The following is a 23940-nucleotide window of genomic DNA, read 5'->3' as shown; positions in this document are numbered from 1 at the left end:
TCAGGACCTGGCGGCCTTCTCCGCCTCGGCCGCAGCCTCGGCCTGCTCGGCGTCGGCGGCCTTGTCGCCCTTGTCGGCCTTCTTGCGCCAGCCCTTGCCGGCCGTGGCGTCCGCCTCCTGCGAGGCGTACTCCGCCTGGTATCCCCCGTAGCCGCCGTAGCCGCCGCCGTAGGCGATGGCTGCGGCGCCCTTGACCGGGGCCTTGTTGAGCACGACGCCGAGGAGCCGGCTGCCGACCTGGTCGAGGATGCGGCGGCAGTGCTGGCTCTGCTCGATCTGCGTCTTGCCGGCCGCCTGGACGAGCAGCGCGCCGTCGCAGAACGCCGAGAGCAGGCCCGCGTCGGTGACCGGGAGCAGGGGCGGCGCGTCGAGGATGACGAAGTAGTCGTGGGAGAGCTCGTCGATGAACTGCTTCATCCGCAGCGAGCCGAGCAGCTCGCTCGGGTTGGGCGGGATGCGTCCGGCGGGGAGCAGGCTGAGGTTGGCCATGCCCGACTCGACGATCACGTCGCGGACCTCCACGTCGCCGGCCAGCGCCTGGGTGAGGCCGACGGCGCCGTCGATGTCGAACGTCGTGGCGAGCATCGGCCGGCGCAGGTCGGCGTCGATCAGGAGCACGGGGGTGCCGGCGTGCGCGACCAGGCGCGCGATGTTGGCCGAGACCGTCGACTTGCCCTCGCCGGCGAGGGCGGAGGTCACCACGATGCGGCGCGGCTCGTTGTCGACGTCGACGAAGCGCAGGTTGGTGCGCAGCTGGCGGAAGGCCTCCGCCGCCCGGCCCAGGTCGCCGCGGACCCCACGGTGCGTACGGCCGAGCGAGTCCTCCTTGGGGATGATCCCCAGCACCGCGGCGCCCGTGGCCTCCTCGACGTGCTTGGCCGAGCGGATGCGGCGGTCGATGAGGCGGCGCCCGATGAGCACCGCGTAGGCCAGGGCGAGACCACCGAGCGCTCCCTTCAACGCCGCGCTGGGGTAGTCCGGGCTGAACGGCGCCGTGGGCAGCTGCGCCTGCTCGACCGGGACGATGCGCGTCAGCGGGGCCTCGCGCGGGCTCTCCTCACCGGTCTCGACCTCCTGGGCATAGACCACGACGGCGTCGACGACGGCGCTGGCCAGGTCGCGCGCCTCCTCCGGAGTGCTGCCGATCGCGGTCACCGTCAGGGCGTTCACGCTGGCGTCGACCGACGCCGAGAAGCGACCCGCGATGGCGCTCGGCGGCACGTCCAGGCCGAGGTCCTCCACGACCTTCTCGGCCACCGGGGTGGTGGAGACGAGGAAGGCGTAGAGCACCGCCTTGTCCTCGGCGAGCTGGGCGTTGCCCTGCTCCTCACCGGCGGTCGTCGCGTTGCCGACGGTCACCAGTCCCGAGGAGGTGGCCGAGTAGAGCACGGGCTCGCGCGTGGTCCAGGCGGCCATCAGCACCGCGCCGAGGACCGTGCAGCCGATCAGCACCCACACATAGGCGCGGCTCAGCCGGACGAAGTCCCCGAACGTCATGCTCGCGAGTGTAGGACGTCGGACCGGTCCATCTACCCGGAAGCGCGACACTCAGGCTGGCACCATGTGCCCATGGACGAGCACCGGGAGGGCCGGGCGGCCCCGATCGCCGCGCGCGTCCACCTCGCCCACGCCGTCGTGCAGAAGCTCGCCGACGACCGCGACGTCGACCTCCTCCACCTCAAGGGCCCGGCCGTCCTCCCGGGCCTGCGGGCCGAGGGCCGGCAGTCCAGCGACGTCGACGTCCTGGTCCGCCCGAGCCACCTCGCCCGCCTGGTCGAGGCGCTGGAGTCCGTCGGCTTCGAGCAGCGCACCGACTTCTCGACCGGGTCCGCGTTCGCGCACGCCGCCAACTGGTGGCACGACGACTGGGGGTGGGTCGACGTCCACACCAGCTGGCCGGGCGTCACCATCGACGCCGAGGAGGCGTACGCCGTGCTCGCGCGCACCCTCGTGCACCGCCAGATCGCCCACAGGCCGTGCCCGGTGCCCGACCGCACCTCCCAGCGGCTGATCCTGGTCCTCCACTCCGCGCGGTCCGGCGGGACGGCCGACGCCGACCACGCCTGGGCGGGTGCCGAGCCGGAGGAGCAGGACGCCGTACGCCGGCTGGCCGCCGAGCTGGGGGCCGAGGTCGCCCTCGCCGCCGGCATCGGGGAGCTCGAGCTCCACCGCGGCGACCCGTCGTACCTGCTCTGGCGCTACTTCAGCGAGGGCGGGACCCGCCTCGACGAGTGGCGTGCGCGGCTCGCGGCCGCGCCGACCCTGCGTGCGAAAGCGGCGCTGGTGACCGCCGCGACGCGGGTCAACCGCGACCACCTGCGGATGGAGCTGGGCCGCACGCCCACCCGCGACGAGGTGCGCGAGCGGCAGCGCCTGCGCGTCAGGCGGGCGGTCGCCGAGGTGTCGAGCAGGGCCGCGAAGGGGGCCACGAGGAGGTGGCGGCGGTCGTGACGCGCTACCGGATCGCCGACGACGTCGCGTGGGTGAGCGAGGAGGAGCTCGACGGCGGGGAGACGCCGACCGCCTACCTCACCCGGCTCCCGAAGGGGCCGCCCATCCTGCTCGAGGGCTCCGGGTGCGTGGTGTGGCTCGCGCTCGCCGATGGCGGCACCCTCGACGAGGTCGTCACCGCCGCCGCCGCCATGTCGGGCACCGGCCCCGAGGAGATCCGCGAGGACGTGGAGACGCTCGTCGACCAGCTCGTCATCATCGGCGTCGCGCGAGAAGACTGACCGCCAGCGCGCCGATCGCCGCGCCGAGGGTGTTGGCCCCGACGTCGCTCCACGTGCCCTGCCGGTCGAGCCACCGCCACTGCACCGCCTCGATCGCGAGGGACCCGGCCGCCGCGACCACCGTCGCCTGCCACCACGGCCGCCGCGTCAGCAGCACGAACAACGCCCCGAGCGGGACGAAGAGCAGCACGTTGAGGAGCACACCGTAGTGCTCCGGGGTGACCCAGTCGGGCGCGATCGGCCAGTCGTACCTGAACCAGACGTAGCAGGCGACCGTGAAGCGGTTGAGGGCCCAGCCCCACGGGCCGCCGACCAGGACCGCCAGCCCCACGACGTAGCCGAGCGCGACGCCGACCAGCACCCGTCGTTCGCCCCTCCACCCCACGTCGTCCACCCTAGAGTGGGCGGCGTGAGCTCCCAGGGAACACCGCCCGAGGTGGTGGTGGACGCCCTGGGAGTGCCCATCGGCATCCCCGTCTCCGGTGAGGCCGCCGCGCGCCTGCGACGGCAGTGGAGCCGCGCGCTCACCGACCGCCCGGCCGCCACCGTCGTCGACCTCGAGCAGATCGGCACCGAGGACGACGTGGCCCATGACTACGCCGTCACCTCGCGGGTCACCCTCGCCGCGCTCGACGCCACGGCCGGGCTCCGCATCAACCTGCACGCCGGCGCCGTGGCCGACGACGAGGGCCGGACCCTGGTCGTCATCGGCCCGTCGGGCTCGGGCAAGACGACGGCCGTGCAGCAGCTCGCGCGCCGCCTCGGCTACCTGTCCGACGAGACCACCTCGGTCGACGAGGGCCTCGCCGTCCACCCCCACCCCAAGCCGCTCTCGGTGATCACCGACCGCGACGCCCCCCTCGTCAAGCACTCGCTGTCCCCCGACGACCTCGACCTGCGGCGACCGCCGCCGTCGGCCCACCTGCACCGCATCGTCCTGCTGCACCGCGGCGACACCGACCTCGGCCTCGTCCCGCTCGCCCCGGCCCGCGCCATCGCCGAGATCGTGGCGCAGACCTCCTCGCTGGTCCGGCTCGAGCACCCGGTCCGTCGCCTCGCCGACACGATCGACGCGTGCGGGGGCGCGTGGGCCCTGCACTACCGCGAGCTGGCGGACTGGCTCGACGACCTCGTCGACCTCCTCGACGTCGAGGGCCGGCCCCCGCCGCCGCGCCGCCACCACCCGTCCCAGGCCGACACGGGACGTCCCCCCGGCGCCTGGACCCGTACGCCGTGGCGCGACGCGGTCGAGTACGACGACGAGCTGGTGCTGATGGTCGACTCCCGGGTGCACGTGCTGGCCGGGCTCGGCGTCGTCCTCTGGCTCGCCCTCGAGGCCCCCCGCACCGCCGACGAGCTCGTCGCCGAGGTGCAGGAGCTGTGGGGTGCCCACCCCGACGCCGTCACGCTGGTCGGCGACGCCCTCGAGCTGATGGTCGCCGAGGGGATGCTCCGGCCTCCTGCCTGAGCCGTCGGGCCGGGTAGGTTTCGATCATGACCGCTCGCCGCCAGCTGCCCACCGACGAGGCCCGCGACCTGCTCGCCCTGACGCGCGAGATCGCGACCAAGGAGCTCGCCCCCAGGTCGGCGGAGGCGGAGGCCACCGAGACCTTCCCGCGCGACGTCTTCCGGATGCTCGGCCAGGCCGGGCTGCTGTCGCTGCCCTACCCCGAGGAGCACGGCGGCGGGGACCAGCCCTACGAGGTCTACCTCCAGGTGCTCGAGGAGATCAGCGCCGTCTGGTCGTCGGTCGGCGTCGGCGTCTCGGTGCACGCCCTGTCCTGCTTCGGCCTCGCCGAGTTCGGCACCGACGAGCAGCGCGCCCGGTGGCTGCCCGACATGCTCGGCGGCGACCTGCTCGGCGCCTACTGCCTCTCCGAGCCGCACGCTGGCTCCGACCCCGCCGCGATGCGTACGACCGCGCGCCGCGATGGCGACTCCTACGTCCTCAACGGGGCGAAGGCGTGGACCACGCACGGCGGCCACGCCGACTTCTACAAGGTGATGGCCCGCACGTCCGACGACCGCAACGGCATTTCCTGCTTCCTCGTGCCCGCCGACTCCGAGGGCCTGTCCGCCGACCCGCCCGAGCGCAAGATGGGCCTCACCGGCTCGGCCACCGCGACCATGCGCTTCGACAACGTCCGCGTCGACGCCTCCCGCCTGCTCGGCGCGGAGGGTGAGGGCCTGCGGATCGCGCTCGCCGGCCTCGACTCGGGCCGCCTGGGCATCGCCGCCGTCGCCGTCGGGCTCGCCCAGGGCGCCCTCGACGCGGCCGTGGCGTACGCCCGCGAGCGGGAGACCTTCGGCACGCGGATCATCGACCACCAGGGCCTGGCCTTCGTGCTGGCCGACATGGAGGCCGCGATCGTCTCCGCCCGCGCCACGATGCTCCACGCCGCGCGGCTCAAGGACGCGGGCCTCCCGTTCTCCCGCGAGGCCTCGATCGCCAAGCTCGTCGCCACCGACAACGCCATGAAGGTCACCACCGACGCCGTCCAGGTGCTCGGCGGCTACGGCTACACCCGCGACTTCCCCGTCGAGCGCTACATGCGCGAGGCCAAGGTGATGCAGATCTTCGAGGGGACCAACCAGATCCAGCGGCTGGTCATCTCCCGCTCGCTCGCCAAGGACGACGCGGGCGCGATCGGCTGACCGCCGGCGCTCCCCCTCCGTCGCGGGACCGCCGGGCGCCGCGGTGGGAACCACCGGCTCACCGGTGGTTCCCGCGCTTGCAGCCCGTTGCAGCGCCACAGATGCGCATGAAAAGGACTGTCGGATCGACGACGGCTCGACCGTTCTCCACAGGCGCGCTCCAGCAGGATTGAGGCCGCCCGCGGTCGGCAACCATCTCGCCATGATGAAGCCAGTGCAGCTCGCGGAGCTCCCCCTCGTGGTGGCGCGCGCCACCCTCATCGACGAGGGCATGACGGACCGACACATCAACGCTCTCGTGCACGCCGGCGCGCTCGTACGCGTCCGCAGGGGCCAGTACGTCGACGGCGAGGCGTGGCGTGCGCTGGGCCGCGCAGACCGGCACCGACTCCTCACGCGCGGGGTGATGCTCGCAGCCCACCCGGGCACGACAGCCACCCACGTCTCCGCCGCCGTCGAGTGGGGCGCACCCGTGTGGGACCTCCCGCTCGGGGTCGCCCACACCACCCGTTGCGACGGCAAGGTGGGCCGCCGCCGCAAGGACTGGATCCAGCACGGAGGGGCCCTGCCACCGACGGACGTCACGATGCTCAACGGGATCCCCGTGTCTGTCGCGGCCCGCACCTGTGTCGAGATCACGACCATCACGGACGTCGAGCGAAGCCTGGTCGTCGTCAACGGCCTCCTCCACTCGGGTGCCACGACCGAGCAGGAGTTCGCCGACTGGGCACGGAGCGCTCGCTACTGGCCGCACAGCCTGGCGACGGACCTGGTGCTCCGGTTGTGCGACACCCGCATCGAGTCCGCTGGTGAGTCACGGTTCTACTACTTCTGCTGGCGCCAGCACCTGCCTCGCCCGACGCCGCAGGTCGAGGTGTACGACGAGCGCGGTCGACTCGTCGGGCGTGTCGACTTCGCATGGGAGGAGTTCGGCGTGTTCGTGGAGTTCGACGGCAAGCAGAAGTACGCCAAGTACCGCCGCGACGGCGAGACCCTCGACGAGTTCCTGATGCGTGAGAAGAAGCGCGAGGAGCTCATCTGCCAGCTGACGGGATGGGTGTGCATCCGGGTGACGTGGGCAGACCTCGCGACGCCCGAGCTCCTCGCGCGGCGCGTCCGCAAGCTCCTCGACTCGAGGCGAGCCCTCGGGGCGTAGGTTCCAGTCCCTTTCAGCGGCTCATCGGCCGCTGCAACGGGCTGGATCCTCGGCAACCACCGGTTGACCGGTGGTTCCCACGTGCCCCCATCCCCCCACCCGGAAGGCGGTTGTCCGGCCCCCGGGGGCGAGCGAGCGTGGTGGACATGTCCAAGCGCATCGCATTCCTGACCGCATCCGAGGGCGTCGAGGAGGTCGAGCTCACGAAGCCGTGGCAGGCCGCCGTCGACGCCGGCCACACCGCAGAGCTCCTGTCGCTCGACGAGGGCGAGGTCCAGCTCTTCAACCACCTCGACAAGTCCTCCACCCAGCGCGTCGACCGGCGCGTGTCCGACGTCGCCATCGGCGACTACGACGCCCTGGTCCTCCCGGGCGGCGTCGCCAACCCCGACGCCCTCCGCATGGACGAGGAGGCCGTGGCCTTCATCCGCGACTTCGTCGACTCCGGCAAGCCCGTGGCCGCCATCTGCCACGCGGCCTGGACCCTCGTCGAGGCCGACCGCGTACGCGGCAAGCGGGTCGCCAGCTGGCCGAGCCTGCAGACCGACATCCGCAACGGCGGCGGCGAGTGGGTCGACGAGGAGGTCGTGACCGACGGCAACCTGATCACGAGCCGCAACCCCGACGACATCCCGGCCTTCTCGAAGGCCCTGCTCGGGGCGCTCGACGGCTAGGTCGTCTCAGGGCGGGGCCCCGGGTGTGGCGGTGGTCACACGAGTGGTGCATGCTGAGTGGAAGCGCTCTCACACCCGGAAGGTCCCCCCATGCCAGCTGCCCCTCCGCACCCCCGCCGACCCCGTCGTACGCCCCTGCGAGCCGTCCTCACGGCCCTCGCCCTGACGGTGGTCGGGCTCACGGCCCCCACCATCGCCCCGAGCACGGCCGCGCCCGCGGCCGCCGCTGACGCCCCTGACCTCGGCGACCGGGTGGTGGTCTTCGATCCCACGATGTCCACCTCCGAGATCCGCCAGCGGGCCGACGAGATCTGGCAGCAGCAGGTCGACGCCGAGATGTCCGAGGAGCGGTGGAGCCTGCTCTTCATGCCCGGCACCTACGGCACCGCCGCCGAGCCGCTGCAGATCAAGGTCGGCTACTACACCGAGGTCGCCGGCCTCGGCGTCGACCCGTCCGACGTCGTGATCAACGGCAAGGTCGAGGTCTACAACCGCTGCCTCACCGACGGCCCCACGCAGCCCTACTGCGTCGCGCTCAACAACTTCTGGCGCTCGCTGTCCAACCTCACCATCGACGTCAACGGCACCGGCCAGGACGGTTGCCGCGCCTCGGCCAACTTTTGGGCCACCTCCCAGGCCGCCTCCCTGCGCCGCGTCGACGTCCGCGGCGGCAACCTCTCGCTGATGGACTACTGCACCGAGGGTCCCCAGTACGCCAGCGGCGGCTACCTCGCCGACTCGCGCGCAGGCACCGTCATCAACGGCTCGCAGCAGCAGTGGCTCACCCGCAACAGCGAGGTCGGCTCGTGGACCAACGGCGTGTGGAACCAGGTCTTCGCCGGCACGATCGGCGCGCCCTCGGAGGCCAACTTCCCCACCGAGCCCTACACCACCCTCGACCGCACGCCGCTGAGCCGGGAGAAGCCCTACCTCCACCTCGGTGACGACGGCGACTGGCAGGTCCGCGTCCCCGACGGGCGCACCAGCTCGCGCGGCACGAGCTGGGCCGGCGGCACCACCGCCGGCACCGACCTCCCGCTCTCGGCCTTCCACGTCGCCACCCCCGACCAGTCGGCCAGGACGATCGCCAAGGCGCTGGACCGTGGCAAGAACCTGCTGCTCACCCCCGGCGTGTACGACGTCGACCGCAGCCTGGTGATCCGCCGCGACGACACCGTGGTCCTCGGCCTCGGCCACGCGACCCTCACGGCCGTCGGCGGTGCGACCCCCGTCGTCGTACGTCCTGAGGCGACCGGCGTGGTCGTCGCGGGCGTCACCGTCGACGCCGGCGCCCGGCTCTCGCCGACCCTGATGCACATCCAGGGCCGTCCCGGCCGCTCCGGGGACCGCCGACCCGCTGGCGAGGTGCCGACCACGACGCTGAACGACGTCTACTTCCGCGTCGGCGGCCCGCACATCGGCAAGGCCGACGTCTCGCTGCGCATCGACGCCGACGACGTGCTCATCGACCACGCGTGGGTCTGGCGCGCCGACCACGGCATCGAGGGCTTCACCGCCGGCGCGGTGGGCGACACCGACCGCTGGAACACCAACATCGGTCGCGTCGGCCTGATCGTCAACGGTGACCGCGTGCGCGCCACGGGTCTCTTCGTCGAGCACTACCAGGAGTTCAACACCATCTGGAACGGCGAGGACGGCGAGGTCGTGCTCTACCAGAACGAGCTCCCCTACGACCCGCCGTCGCAGGCCGACTGGACCCGTCCCGACGGCACGCTCGGCTGGGCCGGCTACAAGGTCGCCGACGACGTGCGCCGCCACCAGCTCTACGGCGGCGGGGTCTACGTCTTCAACCGCAACGACCCCTCCATCACCACCGAGAGCGGCTTCGAGGTGCCCGACCGGGCAGGCGTACGGCTCCACCACGTCATGACGGTGAACCTCGAGGCCGGCAGCATCGAGCACGTCGTCAACGACACCGGGGCGCGGGTGGACAGCAACGCCCCCGGCATCCCGAGCTACGTGGTGGACTACCCGGCTCCCTGAGTCGGGGTCACTCCACCAGCCAGCGTCCCAGCAGCGTCCCGTCCTGCTCCAGCAGCAGGGCGGGACGCAGCGCGACCTCGACCTCCGCGCCGGTGGCGATGCGTACGGCGTCGCCACCGGTCAGGACCGGCACGATCGTCCAGCACAGCTCGTCGACGACGCCCGCAGCCAGGAGGTCGGCGAACAGCGACGGCCCGCCCTCGCACAGCTGCTCGGTCCACCCGCGCTCGACCAGGGCGGCCTTGAGGGCGGCGAGGTCGATCTCGTCCTCGCCGAGCTCCAGCACGTTCTCGTCGCCCAGGGCCTCGCGGGCCGCGGCCAGCCCGTCGGAGCTGGCCACGGTCGCCATCAGGATCCGCCCTCGGGGTGCGTCGCGCAGCGTGGGCGGGATGTCCGCGGACCTGCTGACCACGACGAGCGGCATCGGCGGCACGTCGTACCCCTCGTCGCGCAGCGTGCCGGCGCCCACCACGAGGCAGTCCGCGCGGCGCCGCAGGGCGTCGAACACCCGCTTGTCGGCGTCGTTGTTGATGCTCTTGCTGACCCCGTCGGAGCCCTGCGCCGCCCCGTCTACGGTGCTGACGAAGTTGACCCGCAGCCACGGCTCGCGCTCCGGCGTGTAGGCCGCCGCCAGCTCGTCGTCGGACAGGTCGGCCAGCCGCCGCAGCTCGAGAGGTTCGCTCACGGACTTCATCCTGCCTTCTACGCTGGCGAGCGTGATCACCCTTGCGGACCTTGCCGCCCTCCACCAGGCGCACGCCGACGACCTGGCGGCGGCAGTCGAGCCGGTCGTCCTCGACGGCCCCCGCGGACCGGTCACGATCGGCGACGGGCCGGTGACCCTGATGGGCTGCATCAACCTCTCGCGCGACTCGACCTACCGCGAGAGCGTCGCGACCAGCCCCGCCGACGCCGTACGCATGGGGCGGATCCAGGCCGCGCAGGGTGCCGCGCTCATCGACCTCGGCGCGGAGTCGAGCAACGCCGGCGCGGCCCGCGTCACCGCCGACGACCAGATCGCGACGTTGGTGCCCGCGGTGAAGGAGCTGGCCGCGGAGGCGGTGGTGTCCGTCGAGACGTACGAGCCCGAGGTCGTGCGCGCCTGCCTCGACGCCGGCGCGCGGGTCCTCAACATGACGGGCCGCCAGCACGAGGAGGAGATGCTCGCGCTCGCCGCCGAGTACGACGCGGCCGTGGTGATGTGCTTCGGCGTGACGTCCAACGTGCGCGAGATCGCCGACGTCCCGCCCGACGCCGACCCGATGCCGGTCCTGCTCGACCACTTCGCGCCCCGGCTGGGCCACGCCCGCTCGCTCGGGGTGGACAAGGTCGTCATCGACCCGGGGATGGGCTTCTACTACGGCAACCTCGTCGACCCGATGACCCGGGCGCAGCACCAGGCCCGCGTCCTGACGCAGACCTTCCGGCTGCGACCGCTCGGCGTCCCGGTGTGCAACGTGCTGCCGCACACCTACGACATCTTCGGTGACGAGTTCCGGAAGGCCGAGGGGTTCTACGGGGTGTTCGCCGCGCTCGGCGGCGCACACCTGCTCCGGATCCACGAGGTCGCCCACCTGCGGGTGGTGCTGCGCGCGCTCGAGGAGCTCACGATCCGCTGAAGCCGACACCATGCAGGCAGTTCGGTTCGCTGACGCCCCCCTCCACGCTCAGGCGGCCAGGCCGTGGCGCCCAACTGCCTGCATGGTGCGCCAACGAACCACGTCCTCGATGGCGGCGCGGACCTCGTCCGGCCGAAACATGACGTCGACCCACGAGAACCTCACCACCACCAGCCCCAGCCGGGCCGCGGTGGTGTAGCGGTCGACGTCGCGCTGTAGCCCGGCTTTCGTCCAGTGGTGCTCGAACGACTCGGCCTCGAACACGATCCCGAGCACCCGGTCGAGGAGGTCGACGAAGCCGACGCCGGGGACGTGGCCCTGCGGTACGACATCCAGCCCGGGCACCGTCATCGCGATGACGTGGAGGCAGGTCTCGAAAGGGTTCGCTCGCAGCGGCGTCGCTGCGTGAGCGACCCTCAAGGCCTTGGCGCGGCCGGTGCGCGGACTCCGGGCAGCCGCGATGATGAGGTCATCCCGATCGACGATCCCCTCGCGAAGAGCCGAGTCGGCCACGCAGAGCGCGACGTCGAAGTCGTAGGCACGTGCGCAGTCGATGACCGTCCGGGTGCGCGAGGTGACGTTGCGTCGGAGCTCCCGCTCGCTGAGGTCGGCCCAGTGCAGCTCATAGGAGCCGCTCGGCTTGCGCGCACTTCGAGGCATCGTGATGCACGGCCTGAGGGGCTCGTGCTTCAGCTTCCACCCGAACTCCTGCGCAGCGCTGAGGTGAGACGCGGTGCCCCCTGTCCGCGCCACCGCGCGCATCGTCCCCTCGAGGTCTGCCAGGCAGTACCTGTTGTGCCGCGGCTTGTGGATCACCCCGCTGTCGACCGCGACCAGTAGCTGTGCCCGAGTGGTCAGGCCGAGCAGCTCCCGGAAGGTGCCCACGCCGCCGAGCTCGCGGAGGGCGACGACCGGGTCCATGCCCCGAGAGTGCCGCAAGTCCCGCGGCACTCGCTCGCTCCATCCACAGGCACCATGCAGGCAGTTCGCCGCCTGCACACTGTCGGGCACGCTCAGCCGAGAGCCCCTGCAGCCGAACTGCCTGCATGGTGTCAGCCGGCGTACCCCTGCGGGTTCTGCGACTGCCAGCGCCAGGTGTCGGCGGCCATCTCGTCGACGGACCGCCGGGTGCTCCAGCCGAGCTCGCGGTTGGCCTTGCTCGGGTCGGCGTACGACGTGGCGACGTCGCCGGGTCGGCGGGCGACGACCTCGTAGGGGAGCTCGCGGCCGACCGCGCGCTCGAACGCGTGCAGCAGCTCGAGGACGCTGGTGCCGTGGCCGGAGCCGAGGTTCCACACGTTGACGGGCTCGGAGGTGGTCGTCAGCGCCTCGAGGGCAGCGACGTGACCGGCGGCGAGGTCCTCGACGTGGATGTAGTCGCGCACGCCGGTGCCGTCGGGGGTGTCGTAGTCGTCGCCGAACACCTGGAGCTTGTCGCGCTTGCCCACCGCGACCTGAGCGATGAACGGCATCAGGTTGTTGGGGGTGCCCGAGGGGTCCTCGCCGATCGTGCCGGACTCGTGGGCGCCGACGGGGTTGAAGTAGCGCAGCAGCGCGAAGCGCATCCGCGGGGCGGCCTCGGCGACGTCGCGCAGGATCTGCTCCTGCATGACCTTGGTCCAGCCGTAGGGGTTGGTCGCGAAGGTCGGCTGGTCCTCCGTGGCACCGGCCTGGTCGGTGCCGTAGACCGTGGCGCTGGAGGAGAAGACGAGCTTGTCGACGTCGTGCTTCTGCATCGCGCGCACCAGGGAGAACGTGGAGCCGAGGTTGTTCTCGTAGTAGTCGAGCGGCTTGGCGACGCTCTCCCCCACCGCCTTGAACCCGGCGAAGTGGATGACCGCGTCGAAGTCCTCGGCGGCGAAGAGGTGCTCGGTCTTGTCGTAGTCGCAGAGGTCGAAGGAGTGCAGCGCCAGCGGCGTCCCGGTCAGCGACTCCATCCGCCCGAGCACGGTCGGGTGGGCGTTGCTGAAGTTGTCGACGATGACCACGTCATGGCCGGCGGCGACGAGCTGGATGACGGTGTGCGAGCCGATGTAGCCGGCACCGCCGCTGACGAGGATCTTCATGAGCCACACCCTAACGATGCTCCGCCCTGACAGACTGGCCGCATGCCGAGCGCACTCATCACCGGGATCACCGGCCAGGACGGGCTCTACCTCGCCGAGCTGCTGCTCGAGAAGGGCTACGACGTCCACGGCTTGATCCGCGGCCAGAACAACCCGCGCCGGGCCCTGGTCGAGGACCTGGTCCCCGACGTCCAGCTCCACAACGGCGACCTCACCGACCTGTCCAGCCTGATGCGCGCCATGCGCGACTCCGAGCCCGACGAGGTCTACAACCTCGGCGCGATCTCCTTCGTCGCCTACTCCTGGGAGAACGCCTTCGTCACCAGCGACGTGACCGGCATGGGCGTGCTCAACATGCTCGAGGCCGTACGCCTCCACGCGGGCGACGACCCGCGCGCGATCCGCTTCTACCAGGCGTCGAGCTCGGAGATGTTCGGCAAGGTGCAGGAGGTGCCGCAGTCGGAGAAGACCCTGCTGTGGCCGCGCTCGCCGTACGGCGTGAGCAAGGTCTACGGCCACTACATGACGATCAACTACCGCGAGTCCTACGGCATGCACGCCTCGTCGGGCATCCTGTTCAACCACGAGTCGCCGCGTCGCGGCCCCGAGTTCGTGACCCGCAAGATCAGCCAGGCGGTGGCCCGGATCCACCTCGGCCAGCAGGACTCGATGGCGCTCGGCAACCTCGACGCTCGGCGCGACTGGGGCTATGCCGGCGACTACGTCGAGGCGATGTGGCGGATGCTGCAGCAGGACGAGGCCGACGACTACGTCATCGCCACCGGCGAGACCTGGTCGATCCGCGACTTCCTCGACCTCGCCTTCGCCCACGTCGGCATCGACGACTGGGACCAGCACGTCACCCAGGACCCGCGCTTCATGCGGCCGGCCGAGGTCGAGCTGCTCATCGGCGACGCGTCGAAGGCGCGCGACAAGCTCGGCTGGAAGCCGACCGTCTCGTTCGCCGAGCTGGTCGCGATGATGGTCGACGCCGACATCGCCGCCGCCAAGGCGGGCTGGTGACCGCAGCCGCGTTCATCACCGGGATCGGCGGGCAGGACGGCACCTACCTCGCCGAGCGCCTGGTGGCCGAGGGCCTGGAGGTCCACGCCCTCGTGCTGGAGACGGACGGCCACCCGGAGCACTGCCCGGCCGAGGTCGTGCTGCACACCGGCGACCTCGCCGACGTCGAGGCCACGCGCCGCCTCGTCGCGGAGATCGCGCCGCAGGAGGTCTACAACCTCGCCGCGATCAGCTCGGTCGCCCAGTCGTGGGACGAGCCCGACCGCACCTCGTTCGTCAATGGCCACGCCGCCGTCGCGCTGATGGAGTCGGCACGACGGCTCGGCGGCGTACGCCTCGTGCAGGCCTCGAGCGCGGAGATCTTCGGTGAGGCCCAGGAGGCCCCGCAGGACGAGGTGACCCCGATCGCGCCGGTGAACCCGTACGGCGCGGCGAAGGCGTTCGCCCACCTCTCCGCGCGCGTCTTCCGCCAGCGCGACCAGCACGTGTCGAGCGTGATCCTCTACAACCACGAGTCCCCGCGCCGCCACCTGCGGTTCGTGACCCGCAAGATCACCTCGACGGTGGCCGCGATCGCGCGCGGCGACGCCGACGAGCTCGTGCTCGGCAACCTCGACGCCCGACGCGACTGGGGGTGGGCGCCCGACTACGTCGACGCCATGGTCCGCGCCGCCCGCGCCGACGAGCCGGCCGACTACGTCGTGGCCACGGGCACGGCGCACTCGGTGCGCGACTTCGTGGCCGCCGCGTTCGCCGCGGCTGGGATCACCGACTGGGAGCCCCTCGTCCGGCAGGACGCGGCGTTCTTCCGCCCCGCCGACCCGACCGAGCTCGTCGGCGACGCGACCCGCGCCCGCGAGGAGCTGGGGTGGGCACCGACGGTCGACTTCGCCGAGATCGTGCGGCGGATGGTCGCCGCGGACCTCGCCTGAGGTTCCAGTCCCCTTCTGCGGGTTCTCACCCGTTGCAGCGGGTCAGGAGCGCGGGAACCACCGGTCCACCGGTGGTTCCCGCCTACCCGTGCTGCAACAACCCGATCAGGTACTCGCCATACCCGCTCTTGCGCAGCGGCTCGGCCTGCTCCAGCAGCTCGTCGTCGCTCAGGAAGCCCATCCGCCACGCGACCTCCTCGGGCGCGCCGATCTTGAACCCCTGCCGGCCCTCGATGGTGCGCACGAAGTTGGACGCGTCGTTGAGCGAGTCGAACGTGCCGGTGTCGAGCCAGGCGGTGCCGCGCGGCAGCACCTCGACGTGGAGGCGCCCCTCCTCGAGGTAGCGGCGGTTGAGGTCGGTGATCTCCAGCTCGCCGCGCGCGGACGGCTCGAGCTCCGCGGCGTACGCCACCACGTCGTTGTCGTAGAAGTAGAGCCCCGGCACCGCGAAGTCGCTCTTGGGGTTCTCCGGCTTCTCCTCCAGCGACAGCGCGCGGCCCTCGTCGTCGAACTCCACGACGCCGTACGCCCGGGGGTCGGCGACGTGGTAGCCGAAGACGGCTGCACCGTCGAGCTCGGAGAACCGCAGCAGCTGCTGGCCGAGGCCGGAGCCGTAGAAGATGTTGTCGCCGAGGACGAGCGCCGAGCGCTGGTCGCCGATGTGGTCGGCGCCGATGATGAACGCCTGGGCGAGGCCGTCCGGCGAGGGCTGGACCGCGAAGGTGATGTTGATGCCGAACTGCGAGCCGTCGCCGAGCAGCCGGTGGAACCCGTCGGCCTCGTGGGGCGTGGTGATGATCAGGACGTCCTGGATGCCCGCGAGCATCAGCGTGGAGAGCGGGTAGTAGATCATCGGCTTGTCGTACACAGGGACCAGCTGCTTGCTGATGCCCTGCGTGATCGGGTGCAGTCGGGAGCCGGTGCCACCGGCCAGGATGATTCCGCGCATGGGTGCACCCTAGGGCGTCGGGCGTCACAGCCGTTCGGGCCCGCACGTCGGACCCGTTTGGCACCATGTGCGCATGCCGTCCTCCCGTCGCACGTCCCCGCGACGCCTGGTACGGCCCGCGACCGTCGTCGGCGGCCTGCTCCTGCTGCTCGTCGGCCTGGCGCTGCTGGCGATCCCGTTCCTCGAGGCGCCGGGGCACGCGGAGGGCGCGCGCACCGACCTCGAGGCGGCCCGCGACTCGCTGTCCGCGGGAGACGTCGGCGCGGCGGAGGCGAGCGTGCAGAGCGCCCGCCGGCACGCCGACCAGGTGCAGGACGCGATGCAGGGGTTCGGCGGTGACGTCTGGAGCCTGATCCCCGTCGTCGGCGAGCCCGTCTCGGACGTACGCCACCTGGGCAACGCGCTCGACCACCTGACCGCGGCCGCCGAGGTGGCCGTGCAGGCGTGGCCGGCGGTCAACGGCGACGACGCCACGCTGTTCGCCGACCGGGGCGTGGACCTGCCCACGCTCGAGACGCTGGTCGGAGCGGTCGACGAGGCGAGCACCCACCTCGACGCCGCCCAGCTCGAGCTCGGCGAGGTGCGCGACTCCTCGATCGGAGTCGGCACCCGCCTCGGCGACGCGCGGGACGAGGCGACCGAGGTCCTCAGCCCGGTCGCCGCCACCGCCCGGCGGGCGAGGTCGATCACCGACGTGCTGCCCGACCTGTTCGGCGCGCGGGGCGAGCGCACCTACCTCCTGGCGCTGCTCAACCCGAGCGAGCAGCGCTTCTCCGGCGGCGCCCCCCTGACGGTGGTGCCGATGGAGGTCACCGACGGCAGGCTCAGCATGGGCGAGGCGCGCGACACCACCGACCCCGACCTGTTCCGGGTGGGTCGCTGGGAGCGGGTCGAGGGCAACCCGTTCCACAACGGCAAGCTGCGCCTGTCGACCTCGACCTACGCCCCGGACTGGTCGGTGTCGGGCGAGGAGCTGCTCCGCGGCTGGGAGCGCCGGACCGACCAGGAGGTCGACGGCATCGTGGTCGTCGACATGGTGGCGCTCGCCGACATGCTGCGGATCACCGGGCCCGTCGAGACCGAGGGCTACGGGACGCTCGGCGCCGACAACTTCACCGCGACGCTCGTCGGCGACTACGACAAGTACCCCGACAACGAGGCCCGCAAGGACCTCAACCGCGCGATCGTGCCGCTGTTCGCCGAGCGCCTCCTCGACCCCGGCGACGGCCTCGAGAAGATCGAGTCGCTGCGCACCTCCGCCCAGGCGCGGCACTTCGCGATGTGGATGCGCGATCCCGACCTGCAGTCCGCGGTCGCCGACATCGGGCTCGCCGGCGAGCTGTCCGACACACGCCACGACTACCTCGCGGTCTTCAACCAGAACACCAACCGCAGCAAGGCCGACTTCTGGCAGGAGCGGACGGTCGCGAGCGAGGTCCGGCTGCGCGAGGACGGCTCGGCGCAGGTCCGTCTCACCATCTCGGTCCACAACGACTCGCCGCCCTACGTCCAGCCGTTCCCCGACCCCCGCGACGGCACCTACGTCACCAAGTGGAACGGCATGACCCTCGGCGTCTTCCTGCCCGATGGCGCCGTGCTCACCAGCGCGACCGCCGCCGGGCGCCCCCAGGGCACCCGCCTCTTCGACTACTACGGCCGCCCCTACAAGCTGCTGCGCCTCACGCTCCCGCCCGGCACGACGCGCGAGGCGGTGCTCGAGTACGACGTCCCGGCCGCCGCGGTCGCGCCCGGCGACGGCACGCTCACCTACCGCCTCGACGCCACGCCGCAGGGCCTGGTGGTGCCCCAGGCGGTGTCGGTGGACGTGCGCTGGCCCGAGGGCTACGAGGTCGGCGAGCTGCCGGAGGGCTGGACGCGTACGGGCCCGGGGCGGGCGGCGTACGCCGATCCCGGCCTGGTCACCCAGCCCAGCTTCAGCATCACCGGGTCGGCCACCGCTCCGTAGCCCCGGCGCCGCGCCCTAGACTCCCCGCCATGGAACGCCTTCTTGTGACCGGGGGCGCGGGGTTCATCGGGTCGAACTTCGTGCACCACCTCGTCGACCACACCGACCTGAAGATCACGGTGCTCGACAAGCTCACCTACGCCGCCTCCCAGGAGTCGCTGGCGGGGCTGCCCGAGGACCGCGTCCAGCTGGTCGTCGGCGACGTCGCGGACGAGGACGTCGTCGACCCGCTCGTGGCGGCCCACGACGCGGTCGTCCACTACGCGGCCGAGTCGCACAACGACAACTCGCTGCACGACCCCAGCCCGTTCATCAAGACCAACATCCTCGGGACCTACACGATCCTCGAGGCGGTGCGGAAGCACGACAAGCGCCTGCACCACGTCTCGACCGACGAGGTCTACGGCGACCTCGAGCTCGACGACCCCAAGCGCTTCACCGAGGACACCCCCTACAACCCGTCCTCGCCCTACTCGGCGTCCAAGGCCGGCTCCGACCACCTCGTCCGCGCCTGGGTCCGCAGCTTCGGCGTGCGGGCGACGGTCTCCAACTGCTCCAACAACTACGGCCCCTGGCAGCACATCGAGAAGTTCATCCCACGCCAGATCACCAACGTCATCGACGGCATCCGCCCCAAGCTCTACGGCTCCGGCGAGAACGTCCGCGACTGGATCCACGCCGACGACCACTCCTCCGCGGTGCTCACCATCCTGGAGAAGGGCCGCATCGGCGAGACCTACCTGATCGGCGCCGACGGCGAGAAGAACAACCTCGAGGTCGTCCGCCTGATCCTCACGCTCATGGGCAAGGACGCCGACGACTTCGACCACGTCAACGACCGCGCCGGCCACGACCTGCGCTACGCCATCGAGTCCGGCAAGCTGCGCCAGGAGCTCGGCTGGCGTCCGCAGTTCCAGGACTTCGAGGCCGGTCTGGCCAACACCATCGAGTGGTACCAGACCCACGAGGACTGGTGGCGCCCGCACAAGGACGCCACCGAGGCGAAGTACGCGGAGAAGGGCCAGTGACCCTCCCGACCCTGGAGACCACCCCGATCCCCGGCCTCCTCGTCGTACGCCTCGACCGTCGCGTCGACGACCGCGGGTTCTTCAAGGAGAACTGGCAGCGCGAGAAGATGCTCGCGATCGGGCTGCCCGACTTCGGCCCCGTCCAGAACAACGTCTCCTTCAACGCCGACCGTGGCGTCACCCGGGGCATCCACACCGAGCCGTGGGACAAGTTCGTCTCGCTGGCCACCGGCCGGATCTTCGGCGCGTGGGTCGACATGCGCGAGGGCGAGAGCTTCGGCGCGACGTTCACGCTCGAGATGGACACCTCCGTGGCCGTGTTCGTCCCGCGGGGCGTCGGCAACAGCTACCAGACGCTCGAGGACGCCACCTCCTACACCTACCTGGTCAACGAGCACTGGCGCCCCGGCATCGCCTACCCCGCGCTCGCGCTCGACGACCCGTCCGCGGCGATCGCCTGGCCGATCCCGCTGGCCGAGGCGATCATCAGCGAGAAGGACCAGAACAACCCCGCGCTCGACCCGGCCACCGCGATCCCGCCCAAGAAGACCCTCGTCCTGGGGGGCGGCGGCCAGCTCGGCCTGGCGCTCGCGGCCGCCTTCCCCGGCAGCGAGGCCGTCACCCGCGCCGAGCTCGACGTCACCGGCGCCGAGGCCGTGGCGGCGTGGCCCTGGCACGAGTACGCCGTGGTGCTCAACGCGGCCGCCTACACCGCCGTCGACGCCGCGGAGACGCCGGAGGGCCGGGTGGCCGCGTGGGCCGCGAACGCCACCGCCCCCGCGACGCTCGCCGGGCTCGCCCGCCGGCACGGCTTCACGCTCGTGCACTTCTCCTCCGAGTACGTCTTCGACGGCACCGCGCCGCTCGACCCCGGCCACACCGAGGACGAGCCGCTGTCGCCGCTCGGCGTCTACGCCCAGACCAAGGCCGCCGGCGACATCGCCGCCGCGCTCGCCCCGCGCCACTACGTCCTGCGCACGTCGTGGGTCATCGGCGACGGCAAGAACTTCGTCCGCACCATGCAGTCCCTCGCCGAGAAGGGCGTGTCCCCCAGCGTCGTCGACGACCAGGTCGGCCGCCTGACCTTCACCGACGAGCTGGTCCGCGCGACCCGCCACCTCCTCGACAGCCAGGCGCCGTACGGCACCTACAACCTCTCCAACGGCGGCCCCGCGATGTCGTGGCGCGAGGTCGCGCAGGCGGTCTTCGAGCGCTCCGGCCGCAGCGCGGAGGACGTCTCCGGCACGACCACGGCGGCGTACGCCGAGGGGGTGCTGGCGCAGGGCAAACCGTTCGCGCCGCGGCCGCTCAACTCCGCCATGTCGCTCGACAAGATCCGGGCGACCGGGTTCGAGCCCGAGGACGCGCTGGCCGCGCTCGACCGCTACCTCGCCGACTGACCTCGGTTTCGACACGCTCGCTGCGCTCGCTGCTCAACCAGCGGTGGGCCGCTGGTTGAGCAGGGCGAGGAACGAGCCCGTGTCGAAACCGAGGACCTCAGCGGTGGGGCCGCGCCGCTGGTTGAGCAGGGCGAGGAACGAGCCCGTGTCGAAACCGAGGACCTCAGCGGTGCGAGGTCACCTCGGCGAGCGCGGGGCGTACGTCCGCGATGTAGACGAGCGAGGCGATCGTGAACACCAGGTGGATGAGCCCCAGCGGGGACGAGCCGATCAGCAGCAGCTGCGCGGCGAAGCCGAGACCGGTGATCGCGACCCACGCCTGCTTGGTCAGCTTGCCGGCGGCCTCGTAGGCCTCGGCGGAGTAGGTCAGCGAGTTGATGAACGCGAATCCCTTGATCGCGAGCAGCGCGACGAGCACGACCAGCATCAGGGTGCTCTGGAAGGCGTAGATGTCCACGCCACGAGGGTAGCCGGACGGGCCGAGGCGTCATACAAAGCCGTACGCATGACTGCAACTTCGCATGACGCTCGCCGCAACCCCCGCCGGCGCATACCGTCACGCCGCCGGGGGTACCTCCACCCCATGATCGGATTCCTCGTAGCTGGCCTCATCATCGGCGCGCTCGCGCGCCTCATCAAGCCCGGCAAGCAGAACCTCGGCATTCTCGCCACGCTCGGCCTGGGACTCGTGGGGTCTCTGATCGGCGGGCTGATCGCCCAGCTGTTCGGCACCGGCAGCATCTGGGAGCTCAACGTCATCGGCTTCGTGCTGGCCGTGGTGGCTGCCGTGCTCCTCATCGGCGTCGCGGAGGGCGTCGCGGGCAAGGAGAAGAGCCACGTCTGACGACCCATTCAGACGAAGCAAGAGGCCCCCGTCCTGATGGAAGGGGGCCTCTCTCATGACAAGATCAGAACAGCATCAGCTGGTCGTCGTCGGCTGGCGCTCTTCAGTCGCCGACCTTCTCGGCGGCGTCGGCGACGGCCTTGACCGCGTTGGTCGCGGTCGTGGTCGCGGCGGTCGCCGTGGCCTTGGCGCTGCTCTGGGCGGTGGCGGTCTTCTTGGCCGCGGTCTTGCGCGCGGTCGTGGCGGCGGCCTTCTTGCCGGCAGCCTTCTGGGTCGCCTTCTTGGCGGTCGGCTTCGGCTTGGGGGCGACCTTGGTGGCGGCGGTCCTGTCGGCGGCCTCGACGTTGGCCTCGGCAGCCTTCTTGGCCTGGGTGGCGGTGGCCTTGGCCTTCGACGCGGTGGTCTTGGCGGACTTCACCGTGGCCTTGGTCGACTCCTGGCGGCGGATGCGGCCCACGAGGGACTCGCCGCGCTTGACCAGGTCGGAGTAGGTCGCGTTGGCCGCGGCGACGTTCTCGTCGACGAGCGTGGTCACCTGGGTGGAGACCTTGGCGGGGTAGGCGAGGGCCTCGGCCTGGAGCTCGGAGACGCGGGCCTCGATGGCGGCGCGACGGGCCTGGGCCTGCTTGCGCAGCGCCTTGGGGTCGGTGGCGGTCTTCTGCACGTCGTTGACGCGCATGGTGACGTCCTTCTGGACCGCGGCGACGCGCTTCTGCACGTCGGCCACTGCCTCGCGGACGGCCTCGACGGCGAGGTCGGTCACGCCGACACCGGCCAGGACGGGCTTGAGGGCCTCGGTCTTGATGTCGAACTTGGCGGTTGCCATGGTGGTGCTCCTTCTCTCGGGTCCGGTGGGTGCTGCAGGGTGCTACTGGGTCGTACGGGGGTCGTTCGGGGGTCGTACGGGGGTCCTACGGGGGTGGGGCCGTGTCGCGCTCGTTGAGCGCGAGGAACGAGGCGTAGACGTCGAGCAGCGAGTTCTTCTGCCGCTCGGTCAGCGCCGTGTCGGCCAGGATCGCCAGCTCGACGGAGCCGGCCTGCCCGGGGTCGGGGTGGACGATGCCGGCGCGGACGTAGAGCTGCTCGGCGCTGACGCGCAGGGCGCGTGCCAGCTGCTGGAGCACCTCGGCGGACGGCTTGCGCAGGCCGCGCTCGATCTGGCTGAGGTAGGGGTTGCTGACGCCGACCTGGTCGGCGAGCTGTCGGAGGGAGAGCTGCGCACCGAGGCGCTGCTCCTTGAGGTAGTCGCCCAGCGAGCCGAGCGAGTCGACGACCGCCTTGCTGGTCTTCGTGCCGGCGCGATCGCCGCTCTTGCCGCTCGTCCTGGCCGGGCTCTTGTCCTTGGCCATGTCTCCAGTGTGCTAACTCTGTTAGCAGAACACAAGTCCTCGGCAGGTGAGACCACTCACAATGCCAATTGTCAAGCGCACTTTCGCGCTAACAGCGCTGCTCGCACCCCTCTCAGGGTGACATCGGGCGCCGTCTAGGATCGCGGCATGTCCCGCCGCCCGCTCCACCCCGCCGTACGCCGGGCGCTGGCCGTGGCGCTCGCGGCGTGGACCGTGGTGCTGGCGGTCACCCTGCTGGCGCCGTCGGCGGCCGGGCCGTCGTGGCTGGTCGAGACCGGGTCGGGGATCCTGGGCCGACTGGGGCTGCCGGAGGTCCTGGCGGCGCCGGAGCGAGTGGAGTTCGGCCTCAACGCCGCCGCGTTCGTGCCGCTGAGCCTGCTCGGCACGCTCCTGTGGCCGCGGCCCACGTGGCGCGACTGGACCGCGATCGGCTTCACCGCGTCGTTCCTCGTCGAGGTCGTGCAGGCCGTGGCGCTGGGCGGGCGCTCGGCGACGCACGCCGACGTCGTCGCCAACACCCTCGGCACCCTGCTCGGAGCGCTCCTCGGGCTCGCGGTCGGCTCAGAAGACCGCGCGGATCTCCCCGACCGGCACCCCGCCGCCGAGGAGCTCGAGCCGCCCCGTTGACCGCACCGCCTCGGCGTCGACCCCTTCCTCGTCGAGCACGCCGGAGCGACGCAGGGCCTCGGCCATCAGCACCGGGCGTACGCGGGGCGCGCCGTCGTCGGTCTTGAGCGCCCACGCGCGGCCGTCGGGCAGCGCGACGGCGTACACAGACTCCGCGCCGGCCTTGCCGATCATTCCGGGCACGGCGCGCAGCAGCGCGAGCTCGTCGCGGGTGGTGCCGCTGACGAACTCGGGGTGGCGCCGGATGGCGTCCGCCACGCGGCGCTGCGGACCCTCGGTCGCGGCGGCGAGGGAGGAGAACGCCCGCGCGAGCCCGGTCAGCGAGGTCGACAGCAGCGGCGCGCCGCAGCCGTCGACCGCGACGGTCGTCACCGGCTCGCCGGTGAGCCGGGCGAACGTGTCGATGATCGCCACCTGCAGCGGGTGGTCGGGGGCGAGGTAGGTCCCGGTGTCCCAGCCGCGGAGCACGCACGTGGCGAGCATGGCGGCGTGCTTGCCGGAGCAGTTCATCAGGATCGGGGTCCTGGCCCCGCCCGCGCGCAGGACGGCCTCGCGCGCGGCGTCGTCGAGCGGGAAGTCGGGCGGCGTCTGCAGGGCCGACTCGTCCAGCCCGGCCGACGCCAGCGTGCGGCGTACGCCCTCGACGTGGAACGGCTCGCCCGAGTGGGACGCGCACGCCAGCGCCAGCAGGTCGTCGGGCAGGTCCAGGCCGAGCTCGACCATGGCGAGGGCCTGGACCGGCTTGTTGCTCGAGCGCGGGAGCACCGGCGCCTCGACGTCGCCCACCGACCACTCCACGGTGCCGTCGGCGGCGAGCGCCACGATCGAGCCGTAGTGGTGGCCCTCGACGAACCCGGAGCGGACGATCTCGGCGACGACGGGCTGAGCGGCAGCGGCAGACATGGGGCGCAGGCTA

General features: G+C 71.8%; 25 protein-coding genes. 15 read left to right on the top strand and 10 right to left on the bottom strand.

Annotation, left to right across the window (positions count from 1 at the left end; genetic code table 11):
* Complete coding sequence (locus IEZ24_RS16505; RefSeq protein ID WP_129455724.1) at nucleotides 1–1497, bottom strand: polysaccharide biosynthesis tyrosine autokinase; 1497 nt, start codon at nucleotides 1495–1497, stop codon at nucleotides 1–3.
* A 72-nt stretch (nucleotides 1498–1569) separates the two neighbouring features.
* Here IEZ24_RS16505 and IEZ24_RS16500 point away from each other — a divergent pair, with 72 nt between their 5' ends.
* Together IEZ24_RS16500 and IEZ24_RS16495 are read left to right on the top strand one after the other, a co-directional pair.
* Nucleotides 1570–2451 (top strand): nucleotidyltransferase family protein, encoded by an 882-nt coding sequence (locus IEZ24_RS16500; RefSeq protein ID WP_129455723.1) that lies wholly within the window; start codon nucleotides 1570–1572, stop codon nucleotides 2449–2451.
* Complete coding sequence (locus IEZ24_RS16495; RefSeq protein WP_129455722.1) at nucleotides 2448–2732, top strand: PqqD family protein; 285 nt, start codon at nucleotides 2448–2450, stop codon at nucleotides 2730–2732. Before IEZ24_RS16500 ends, IEZ24_RS16495 begins: the two co-directional genes overlap by 4 nt.
* Here IEZ24_RS16495 and IEZ24_RS16490 read toward each other — a convergent pair.
* On the bottom strand, nucleotides 2707–3117 hold the full coding sequence (locus IEZ24_RS16490) for a VanZ family protein (protein ID WP_165356111.1): 411 nt from the start codon (nucleotides 3115–3117) through the stop codon (nucleotides 2707–2709). The two genes, IEZ24_RS16495 and IEZ24_RS16490, sit on opposite strands and share 26 nt — an antisense overlap.
* A 24-nt stretch (nucleotides 3118–3141) precedes the next feature.
* Between IEZ24_RS16490 and IEZ24_RS16485 the strand changes: the two genes are divergently transcribed.
* The 5 genes from IEZ24_RS16485 (at nucleotide 3142) to IEZ24_RS16465 (ending at nucleotide 9221) form a co-directional block, all read left to right on the top strand.
* Complete coding sequence (locus tag IEZ24_RS16485) at nucleotides 3142–4200, top strand: ATP-binding cassette domain-containing protein (RefSeq protein WP_165356110.1); 1059 nt, start codon at nucleotides 3142–3144, stop codon at nucleotides 4198–4200.
* Between the two features lie 26 nt (nucleotides 4201–4226).
* Nucleotides 4227–5387 (top strand): acyl-CoA dehydrogenase family protein, encoded by a 1161-nt coding sequence (locus tag IEZ24_RS16480; protein ID WP_129455719.1) that lies wholly within the window; start codon nucleotides 4227–4229, stop codon nucleotides 5385–5387.
* A gap of 202 nt (nucleotides 5388–5589) precedes the next feature.
* Nucleotides 5590–6543 carry a hypothetical protein gene (locus IEZ24_RS16475; protein ID WP_129455718.1) on the top strand — a complete coding sequence of 318 codons (954 nt, stop codon included), beginning with the start codon at nucleotides 5590–5592 and terminating at the stop codon, nucleotides 6541–6543.
* Between the two features lie 146 nt (nucleotides 6544–6689).
* A complete protein-coding gene (locus tag IEZ24_RS16470; RefSeq protein WP_129455717.1) occupies nucleotides 6690–7217 on the top strand; it encodes a type 1 glutamine amidotransferase domain-containing protein in 528 nt (175 codons plus the stop codon).
* A 90-nt stretch (nucleotides 7218–7307) separates the two neighbouring features.
* A complete protein-coding gene (locus tag IEZ24_RS16465) occupies nucleotides 7308–9221 on the top strand; it encodes a glycosyl hydrolase family 28-related protein (protein WP_129455716.1) in 1914 nt (637 codons plus the stop codon).
* Nucleotides 9222–9228: 7 nt separating this feature from the next.
* On the opposite strand, the gene IEZ24_RS16460 is transcribed toward IEZ24_RS16465, so the two are convergent.
* Nucleotides 9229–9906, bottom strand: a complete 678-nt coding sequence (locus IEZ24_RS16460) for a dihydrofolate reductase family protein (protein ID WP_242498522.1) — start codon at nucleotides 9904–9906, stop codon at nucleotides 9229–9231.
* A 31-nt stretch (nucleotides 9907–9937) separates the two neighbouring features.
* On the opposite strand from IEZ24_RS16460, the gene IEZ24_RS16455 reads away from it, so the two are divergent.
* A complete protein-coding gene (locus IEZ24_RS16455) occupies nucleotides 9938–10840 on the top strand; it encodes a dihydropteroate synthase (protein ID WP_129455714.1) in 903 nt (300 codons plus the stop codon).
* Nucleotides 10841–10888: 48 nt separating this feature from the next.
* On the opposite strand, the gene IEZ24_RS16450 is transcribed toward IEZ24_RS16455, so the two are convergent.
* Complete coding sequence (locus IEZ24_RS16450; RefSeq protein WP_129455713.1) at nucleotides 10889–11761, bottom strand: hypothetical protein; 873 nt, start codon at nucleotides 11759–11761, stop codon at nucleotides 10889–10891.
* A gap of 131 nt (nucleotides 11762–11892) precedes the next feature.
* Complete coding sequence (galE, locus tag IEZ24_RS16445; protein WP_129455712.1) at nucleotides 11893–12906, bottom strand: UDP-glucose 4-epimerase GalE; 1014 nt, start codon at nucleotides 12904–12906, stop codon at nucleotides 11893–11895.
* Between the two features lie 42 nt (nucleotides 12907–12948).
* Here galE and gmd point away from each other — a divergent pair, with 42 nt between their 5' ends.
* Together gmd and IEZ24_RS16435 are read left to right on the top strand one after the other, a co-directional pair.
* Complete coding sequence (gene gmd, locus IEZ24_RS16440) at nucleotides 12949–13929, top strand: GDP-mannose 4,6-dehydratase (protein ID WP_129455711.1); 981 nt, start codon at nucleotides 12949–12951, stop codon at nucleotides 13927–13929.
* Nucleotides 13926–14861 (top strand): GDP-mannose 4,6-dehydratase, encoded by a 936-nt coding sequence (locus tag IEZ24_RS16435; protein ID WP_242498521.1) that lies wholly within the window; start codon nucleotides 13926–13928, stop codon nucleotides 14859–14861. The genes gmd and IEZ24_RS16435 overlap by 4 nt, the downstream gene beginning before the upstream one ends.
* 82 nt (nucleotides 14862–14943) lie before the next feature.
* Here IEZ24_RS16435 and rfbA read toward each other — a convergent pair whose 3' ends face one another.
* A complete protein-coding gene (gene rfbA, locus IEZ24_RS16430; protein ID WP_129455710.1) occupies nucleotides 14944–15810 on the bottom strand; it encodes a glucose-1-phosphate thymidylyltransferase RfbA in 867 nt (288 codons plus the stop codon).
* A 73-nt stretch (nucleotides 15811–15883) separates the two neighbouring features.
* Between rfbA and IEZ24_RS16425 the strand changes: the two genes are divergently transcribed.
* The 3 genes from IEZ24_RS16425 to IEZ24_RS16415 are packed head-to-tail and all read left to right on the top strand — an operon-like array spanning nucleotide 15884 to nucleotide 20204.
* A complete protein-coding gene (locus IEZ24_RS16425; protein ID WP_129455709.1) occupies nucleotides 15884–17776 on the top strand; it encodes a DUF4012 domain-containing protein in 1893 nt (630 codons plus the stop codon).
* Between the two features lie 29 nt (nucleotides 17777–17805).
* The gene (gene rfbB, locus IEZ24_RS16420; protein ID WP_129455708.1) at nucleotides 17806–18804 is read left to right on the top strand and encodes a dTDP-glucose 4,6-dehydratase; all 999 of its coding nucleotides are present in this window, start codon (nucleotides 17806–17808) and stop codon (nucleotides 18802–18804) included.
* Nucleotides 18801–20204 carry a sugar nucleotide-binding protein gene (locus IEZ24_RS16415; protein ID WP_129455707.1) on the top strand — a complete coding sequence of 468 codons (1404 nt, stop codon included), beginning with the start codon at nucleotides 18801–18803 and terminating at the stop codon, nucleotides 20202–20204. The genes rfbB and IEZ24_RS16415 overlap by 4 nt, the downstream gene beginning before the upstream one ends.
* Nucleotides 20205–20367: 163 nt before the next feature.
* On the opposite strand, the gene IEZ24_RS16410 is transcribed toward IEZ24_RS16415, so the two are convergent.
* On the bottom strand, nucleotides 20368–20661 hold the full coding sequence (locus tag IEZ24_RS16410; RefSeq protein WP_129455706.1) for a DUF2516 family protein: 294 nt from the start codon (nucleotides 20659–20661) through the stop codon (nucleotides 20368–20370).
* Between the two features lie 126 nt (nucleotides 20662–20787).
* Between IEZ24_RS16410 and IEZ24_RS16405 the strand changes: the two genes are divergently transcribed.
* Nucleotides 20788–21048, top strand: a complete 261-nt coding sequence (locus tag IEZ24_RS16405) for a GlsB/YeaQ/YmgE family stress response membrane protein (protein ID WP_129455705.1) — start codon at nucleotides 20788–20790, stop codon at nucleotides 21046–21048.
* 103 nt (nucleotides 21049–21151) lie between these two features.
* Here IEZ24_RS16405 and IEZ24_RS16400 read toward each other — a convergent pair whose 3' ends face one another.
* On the bottom strand, nucleotides 21152–21874 hold the full coding sequence (locus tag IEZ24_RS16400) for a hypothetical protein (RefSeq protein ID WP_129455704.1): 723 nt from the start codon (nucleotides 21872–21874) through the stop codon (nucleotides 21152–21154).
* 85 nt (nucleotides 21875–21959) lie between these two features.
* A complete protein-coding gene (locus IEZ24_RS16395; RefSeq protein WP_129455703.1) occupies nucleotides 21960–22397 on the bottom strand; it encodes a helix-turn-helix domain-containing protein in 438 nt (145 codons plus the stop codon).
* 147 nt (nucleotides 22398–22544) lie between these two features.
* Between IEZ24_RS16395 and IEZ24_RS16390 the strand changes: the two genes are divergently transcribed.
* The gene (locus tag IEZ24_RS16390; RefSeq protein WP_129455702.1) at nucleotides 22545–23024 is read left to right on the top strand and encodes a VanZ family protein; all 480 of its coding nucleotides are present in this window, start codon (nucleotides 22545–22547) and stop codon (nucleotides 23022–23024) included.
* Here the strand turns inward: IEZ24_RS16390 and IEZ24_RS16385 are convergent.
* Complete coding sequence (locus IEZ24_RS16385) at nucleotides 22959–23927, bottom strand: asparaginase (RefSeq protein WP_129455701.1); 969 nt, start codon at nucleotides 23925–23927, stop codon at nucleotides 22959–22961. The two genes, IEZ24_RS16390 and IEZ24_RS16385, sit on opposite strands and share 66 nt — an antisense overlap.
* Nucleotides 23928–23940: the final 13 nt, after the last annotated feature.

It is taken from the genome of Nocardioides ganghwensis, assembly GCF_014779655.1.
In the GTDB taxonomy this organism is placed as follows: Bacteria; Actinomycetota; Actinomycetes; order Propionibacteriales; family Nocardioidaceae; genus Nocardioides; species Nocardioides ganghwensis.
This window is presented reverse-complemented; position numbering and strand designations above follow the sequence as displayed.